Raw genomic sequence first — 6,015 nt, 5'->3', positions numbered from 1 at the left:
GCGGGGGGGGGGGGGGCCCGCCCGCCCGCGCCCCCCGCCCGGCACCCGGCGGGGGGGGGGCGGGGGCGCGCGCGGGGGTGGGGGCGCGAGCGCCGACATAGGAGCCGGTACGGGCACAGGCCCCGTCGTCGGTACGGGCACGGGTTCGGCCGCCGGTACGGGCACGGGCCCCGCCACCGGTGCGGGCACGGCCGCCGGTACGGACTCGGGAGCCACCGGCCCCGCCGCCCCCGCAGACGGCGACCCCGCCACCCCGCCCCGCCCCGAGAGCCCCCACGAGGACGGGCCGAGCAACGGCACGCGGGAGGGCGGCGCGCGGGAGCGGGGGCAACGCTCCACGCCCGTGCCGCGCCCCGGGCACGACGAGCCGGCGTCACGTGTCGCCGGCGTCAGCTCCTCGGGGCTGCCCCTGCGGCAGCGCCGAGCGCCTCAGCAGTGGCCCGCCGCGGGCAGACGGGACACCGCCGAACAGCGCCCGGGCTCCGGTGCGCCGCGGCCGTCGCCCCGCCGCCGGGACTCCCGGCAGGTCTCCGACGTACTGGCGGCCTACGCCCAGGGGATCAACAGGAGCACGAACCACCGGGGGCGTTCCGCCCCGGACGACACCGAACGGACCGAGAAATGACCACCTCCTCCGACCTGAGCTGGATCCTGAGCGATTTCGCCGGGCGCCTCCCGGAAGTCACCCAGGCGATAGCCGTGTCCGTGGACGGGCTCGCGCTGGCGTACACGGGCGTGGAACGCGACGACGCCGAGCGGCTGGCCGCCATCGCGTCCGGCGTCGTCAACCTGCTTTCCGCAGCGGCCCAGTTGACCGCAACCGACCCGGTGGAGCACAGCCTCACCGCGATGGAGGGCGGTTACATGTTCTCGATGGCGGTCTCCAGCGGCGCCTCGCTGCTCGTCACCACCACGAGGGACGCGGACATCGGCGAGGTCAGCTACATGATGTCCGAACTGATCAACCAGGTGGGTGACTCGTTGTCTCCCCAGGTCCGCGATCCGGGCCTGCCGTCCCCTCGTTGACCGCCCCCGCCGGCTCCCCCTGCCAGCTCCCCACGGCCGCGACCACCGCGCCCCGACTGCCCGACCACCACTCCCCCCGATGAGAGCCCTCATGTTCCCCTTCGCCCCATCCGCCCCCCGCCGCCGCAGGGTCCGCCTCCGCCCGGTCGGCGCCGCCGCCCTCGCCCTCGGCCTGGCCGCCGTCACCGGTTGCAGCGGCGGCGGCAGCGGCTCCGACGACGACACCGTGAAGGTCGGCCTGGTGGCCTCCCTCTCGGGCACCTACGAGCCGGTCGGCACGGAGCTGCGGGACGGCTTCAAGCTGTATCTGGACACCCACGGCAACAAGCTGGGCGGCCGCGAGGTCGAGCTGATCGTGGCGGACGAGGGCGACGGCCCGCCGACCGCCGTCCCGGCCGCCACCAAGCTGGTCAAGAAGGACAAGGTCGACGTGTTGACCGGTCTCGTCGGCGGCGGCTCGGTGAACGCGGTGCTGCCGCTGGTCCAGCAGGCGAAGATCCCCTTCCTGGGGTCGAACGCCCGGCCGCCGGTCAAGGACATCGAGTACGTGTGGACCACGAGCTTCCTGTCCGACGAGCCAGGCAGGGCCATCGCCCCGTACATCAAGGAGAAGGTCGACGGTCCGGTCTACGCGATCGGCCCCGACTACCAGGGCGGTTACGACGAACTGCGCGGCTTCACCGACGAGTTCAAGCGCGTGAAGGGCAAGCTGGCCAATCCGTACGGCAAGACCACCTGGACGCCGTTCCCGAAGACGACCAACTTCATGCCGTACTTCGCGGAGATAGCCAAGACCGACGCCAAGGCGGTGTACTGCTTCTACGCCGGCAAGGCCGCGATCGACTTCGCCAAGCAGTACGCCCAGTCGGACATCGCCGATCTGCCGCTGTACACGGCCTTCGTCACCGAGGGCAGCGTGCTCCAGGCGCAGGGCCCCGCCGCGAAGGACATCTACTCCGTCCTGAACTACGCGGCCGACCTCGACAACGAGGCGAACCGCACGTTCGCCGCCGACTGGACCGCGAAGCACGACACGCAGCCCACCACCTACGCGATGGCGTCGTACGACGCGGCCGCCGTACTGGACAAGGCGATCGCCGACGCGGCGAAGGACGGCGACGTCACCTCGCAGACCATCAACAAGGCCATCGCGGGTCTCGGCCAGATCGACAGCCCGCGCGGCGCCTGGGAGTTCGGCGACAAGGCCCACTCGCCGGTGCAGACGTGGTACCTGCGTCAGGTGCGGCCGGACGGTGCCAAGCTGGCCAACGTCATGGTCCAGGACCTGGCCACGCTCGGCAGCTGACATGGAGCTCCTGGACGCCCACCTCGTACCGGCGGTGGACGGAGTGGCCTTCGGGCTGCTGCTGTTCGTGGTCGCCGCCGGTCTGAGTCTCGCCTTCGGCACGGCGGGTGTGCTGAATCTGTCGCACGGCACGCTGTACGCGATCGGCGCGTACACCGGGGCCGAGCTGAGCGACGGAACCTGGGGCGGGCTCGCCCTCGGTCTGGCCGCCGGGACCGCGGCGGCGTGCGTCGCCGGGGCGGGGCTGTCCGCGGCGACGGCTCCGCTCGCCCGGCGCGGGCATCTGGCGCAGGCCCTGCTGACGTTCGGGCTCGCCCTGATCGGCGGTGATCTGCTCATCCAGCTCTTCGGGGCGGACGAACTCCCCGTACGCGTACCCGAGGCGCTCGACTCCTCGGTGACGCTGCTGGGGCACCGCTATCCGGCGTACCGGCTCTGCTTCATCGTGATGGCCGTGCTGCTCGCGGCGTTCGGGACCTGGGTGCTGACCCGGACCCGGATGGGCGCGGCGGTACGGGCCGCCGCCGACGATCCGCAGATGCTCGCTGCCACCGGTCACAGCCCCCGGGCGGTACACACCGGCGTCCTCGCGGCGGCTGGTGCGCTGGCCGGGGCGGCCGGTGTGCTCGGGGCGCCGATCATCGGTCCCGGGCCCGGTACGTCGGAGAACGTGCTGATGCTGTCCCTCGTGGTGGTCGTGCTCGGCGGGCTGCGCTCGCTGTGGGCGACCTTCTTCGCGGCGGTCGCCGTGGGCGAGGTGCAGACGCTGGGCGTCTCGGTGGCGCCCGAGCTGGCCCCGTATCTGCTGTTCGCCGCGATGGCGGCGGTGCTGGTGCTGCGCTCCCGCTTCGCGGAACCGGCGGGGGCGGGTGCGGCGCACGGTCCGGAGGGCTCGGGGCCGGATCCGGTCGCCCGCCTCCGCCGACGCCTCGCCGCCGGGCTGCGGCGACGGCCGCTGCCCGCCTGGACCGGGCGGCTGCCGGGTGGACCCGCGCGGCGGCAGGCGGCCCCGCTGCTCGTCCTGCTCGGGGTGCTGATCGCGCTGCCGGCCCTGCTGGACTCGTACAGCATCTCGCTGGCCGGTTCCGCCCTGGCGCTCGGGCTGCTCGCGGTCAGCGTCACGATCCTCACCGGGTACGCCGGGCTGCCCACCCTCGGGCAGACCGCGCCGTTCGCCGTGGGCGCGTACGCCACCGCGAATCTCGCGGACGCCGGGTGGGCCGCGGGCCCCGTGCAGGTCGTCCTCTCCGCGCTCGCCGCCGCCGTGTTCTCGGCGGTGGTGGGGCCCGCGGTGATCCGGGCGCGCGGCACGACCGTGCTCATGATCACGCTCGCAATCGGCGAACTCACCGGCGCGGTCGTCAACCAGCTCAAGTCCGTCACCGGCGGCGCGGACGGTCTCGTCGGCTTCCCGGCGACGCAGGCACTGTGGGGCGGGGAGGGGATGCTGGAGGAGCGCGAGCTGTACACGTACGCGCTCGTCGTCGCCGTCGTCGCCGTGGCCCTCACCCTCCTCGTCCTGCGCTCCCCGGCGGGCAAGCTGCTGACCGGAACCCGGGGCGCCGAGGCCCGGATGCGCGCCTCCGGTCACCCGGTGGGGCGGTACCTGCTGGTGGCCCACATCTGCGCGGGCGCGCTGGCCGGGGTGGGCGGTTCGCTGATGGTGACCGTGCAGCAGTACCTCTCCCCCGCCGACGTCGGGTTCGAGATCGCCGCGTTCGCGCTGCTGGCGGTGGTCATCGGCGGTACGACGTCGGTGATCGGCGCCCTGCTGGGCGCGGGGCTCATCGTCGCCACCCGGGACTGGGTCGCCGGCTCCTGGCCCGGCCACGGGCCGCTGCTGTTGGGCGTGTTGTTCGTCGCGACGGTGTACGTGCTGCCGCGCGGTCTCGCGGGTCTGCGCGGCGGCGGACCCGGCGGCGGGAGTGGGCCGGCATCCGGTACGCCGGGGACTCCCGGATCCGAGGACCGGCCCCCGTCCGCGCCCACCACGACCCCCGCCGGGAAGGTCTCCCCATGACACCCGCACCGTACGCGGCCGCCCCCGCGGTCCTCGCCCTCGACCGGCTCACCCGCAGGTACGGCACGCTCACCGCCGTAGACGACGTGAGTCTGCGGCTCACGGCGGGCGCCCGGCACGCCGTCATCGGCCCCAACGGCGCGGGCAAGACCACCCTGCTCAACCTCATCGCGGGCACGGACCGGCCCGACCACGGCACGATCGCCCTGGACGACGCCGACATCACCCAAAAGCGCACGGCCGAGCGGAGCCGCCTCGGCATCGCCCGCAGTTTCCAACAGCCTGCGGTCATTGCCGAGTTGTCGGTGCTGGACAACGTCGTGCTGGCGGGCTGGCCGCACCATCCGCAGCGTCGCGGGGCCTGGCGCAGGCCGTCCCGCTACCGGCTGCACAAGGAGTCCGCGGGCCGCCATCTGGAGACGGTCGGCCTCGCGGACCTCGCCCACCGGCCGGCCTCCACGCTCTCGCACGGGCAGCGCCGCATGCTGGACCTCGCCGCCGCGCTGGCGGGAAACCCCCGCCTGCTGCTCCTGGACGAGCCGGCGGCCGGGCTGACCGACCGCGACATCGGCCGGCTGCTCGGCATCATCGGCGGTCTGCCGGCGGACGTCGCGGTCATCCTGGTCGAGCACCATGTCGAGGTCGTCGCCGAACTCGCCACGTCCGTAACGGTGTTGGCAGCGGGGAAGGTGCTCGTCAGCGGGCCGACCCAGGAGGTGCTGGCGCATCCCGAGGTCCGCGAGGCGTACCACGGCCCCGGCCCGTCGGCGGGCCCGGACGGCCCCCGAGGCAAGGGGGTTCCGACCGTCTGCCCGTCCCCCACCGACGCGAGAGGATGACCGAGGCCCGATGCTCGAACTCACCGGCCTGACCGCGGGTTACCACGGCGGTACCGTCCTCCACGGCCTCGACCTGTCGGTGCCCGCCGGTTCGGTCCACGCCGTCGTCGGCCACAACGGCGCGGGCAAGACCACGCTCGTCCACACCGTCGCCGGGCTCATGCGCCCGAGCGCCGGAAGCGTACGCCTCGACGGCCGCGAGGTGACCGGGCAGCCGGCCCACCGGGTCGCCCGGGCGGGGATCGGGCTCGTACCGCAGGGCCGCCGGGTGTTCGCCGGGCTCACCGTCGACGAGCACCTGCGCCTGTCCCACCGTCCGCCGCGCCGCGGCGACACGACGCGCCCCAGCGTGTGGTCCCCCGCGCGCGTCCTGGAGCTGCTGCCCCGGCTGGGCGAGCGGCGGGGGAACCGGGGTACGGATCTGTCGGGCGGCGAACAGCAGATGCTGGCGCTGGCCCGCGCGCTGCTGGGCTCGCCCCGGGTGCTGCTGCTCGACGAGCCGACGGAGGGCCTCGCGCCCGTACTCGTACGGCAGGTGCACGAGTTGGTGACCACGCTGGCCGCCGAGGGCCTCGCCGTCCTGCTGGTGTCCCCCAGCCCCGCCCAGGCCGTGGAGTGCGCCGGGGCGCTCACCGTCCTCACCTCGGGGCGGATGACGCTGCGCCTGGACGGGGAGGAGGCCCGCGCCGACGCCTCCGCCCTGCACGCCGCGCTGGAACTGACGGCGACGAAGACGGGCGTCTGAGGCGCCATCCGTCAGTCCATGGGATCGGCGGATGCGTCCCGTTTGTGGGGGTGCAACTGTGGCTGGGGGGCTCATGGGG

The 6,015-nt window shown here is 74.1% G+C and carries 5 protein-coding genes and 1 pseudogene; all 6 read left to right on the top strand.

Going from position 1 to position 6,015, the window contains the following annotated elements; translation table 11 throughout:
• Positions 1–625 (top strand): annotated as a pseudogene (locus ACFWM7_RS32675) (hypothetical protein); the annotation flags it as partial.
• Positions 622–1,026, top strand: coding sequence for a roadblock/LC7 domain-containing protein (locus tag ACFWM7_RS32670; protein ID WP_383267689.1), 405 nt, complete (start codon positions 622–624; stop codon positions 1,024–1,026). The pseudogene ACFWM7_RS32675 and the gene ACFWM7_RS32670, both read left to right, overlap by 4 nt.
• 91 nt (positions 1,027–1,117) lie before the next feature.
• Complete coding sequence (locus tag ACFWM7_RS32665; protein WP_383267687.1) at positions 1,118–2,332, top strand: ABC transporter substrate-binding protein; 1,215 nt, start codon at positions 1,118–1,120, stop codon at positions 2,330–2,332.
• 1 nt (position 2,333) lies between these two features.
• A complete protein-coding gene (locus ACFWM7_RS32660) occupies positions 2,334–4,352 on the top strand; it encodes a branched-chain amino acid ABC transporter permease (protein ID WP_383267684.1) in 2,019 nt (672 codons plus the stop codon).
• Positions 4,349–5,191 (top strand): ABC transporter ATP-binding protein, encoded by an 843-nt coding sequence (locus tag ACFWM7_RS32655; protein ID WP_383267681.1) that lies wholly within the window; start codon positions 4,349–4,351, stop codon positions 5,189–5,191. The genes ACFWM7_RS32660 and ACFWM7_RS32655 overlap by 4 nt, the downstream gene beginning before the upstream one ends.
• 10 nt (positions 5,192–5,201) lie before the next feature.
• A complete protein-coding gene (locus tag ACFWM7_RS32650; protein ID WP_383267679.1) occupies positions 5,202–5,936 on the top strand; it encodes an ABC transporter ATP-binding protein in 735 nt (244 codons plus the stop codon).
• Positions 5,937–6,015 lie beyond the last annotated feature (79 nt).

Source organism: Streptomyces sp. NPDC058375 (genome assembly GCF_042723425.1).
Taxonomy (GTDB): Bacteria; Actinomycetota; Actinomycetes; order Streptomycetales; family Streptomycetaceae; genus Streptomyces; species Streptomyces durocortorensis.
The sequence above is the reverse complement of the archived record's forward strand: the minus strand, read 5'-3'. Positions and strand labels throughout refer to the sequence as shown.

What these genes read in the sequence shown, in the direction of transcription:
- ACFWM7_RS32670 (WP_383267689.1), top strand. Translation starts at nt 622, where the DNA reads ATGACCACCTCCTCCGACCTGAGCTGGATCCTGAGCGATTTCGCCGGG.
- ACFWM7_RS32665 (WP_383267687.1), top strand. Translation starts at nt 1,118, where the DNA reads ATGTTCCCCTTCGCCCCATCCGCCCCCCGCCGCCGCAGGGTCCGCCTC.
- ACFWM7_RS32660 (WP_383267684.1), top strand. Translation starts at nt 2,334, where the DNA reads ATGGAGCTCCTGGACGCCCACCTCGTACCGGCGGTGGACGGAGTGGCC.
- ACFWM7_RS32655 (WP_383267681.1), top strand. Translation starts at nt 4,349, where the DNA reads ATGACACCCGCACCGTACGCGGCCGCCCCCGCGGTCCTCGCCCTCGAC.
- ACFWM7_RS32650 (WP_383267679.1), top strand. Translation starts at nt 5,202, where the DNA reads ATGCTCGAACTCACCGGCCTGACCGCGGGTTACCACGGCGGTACCGTC.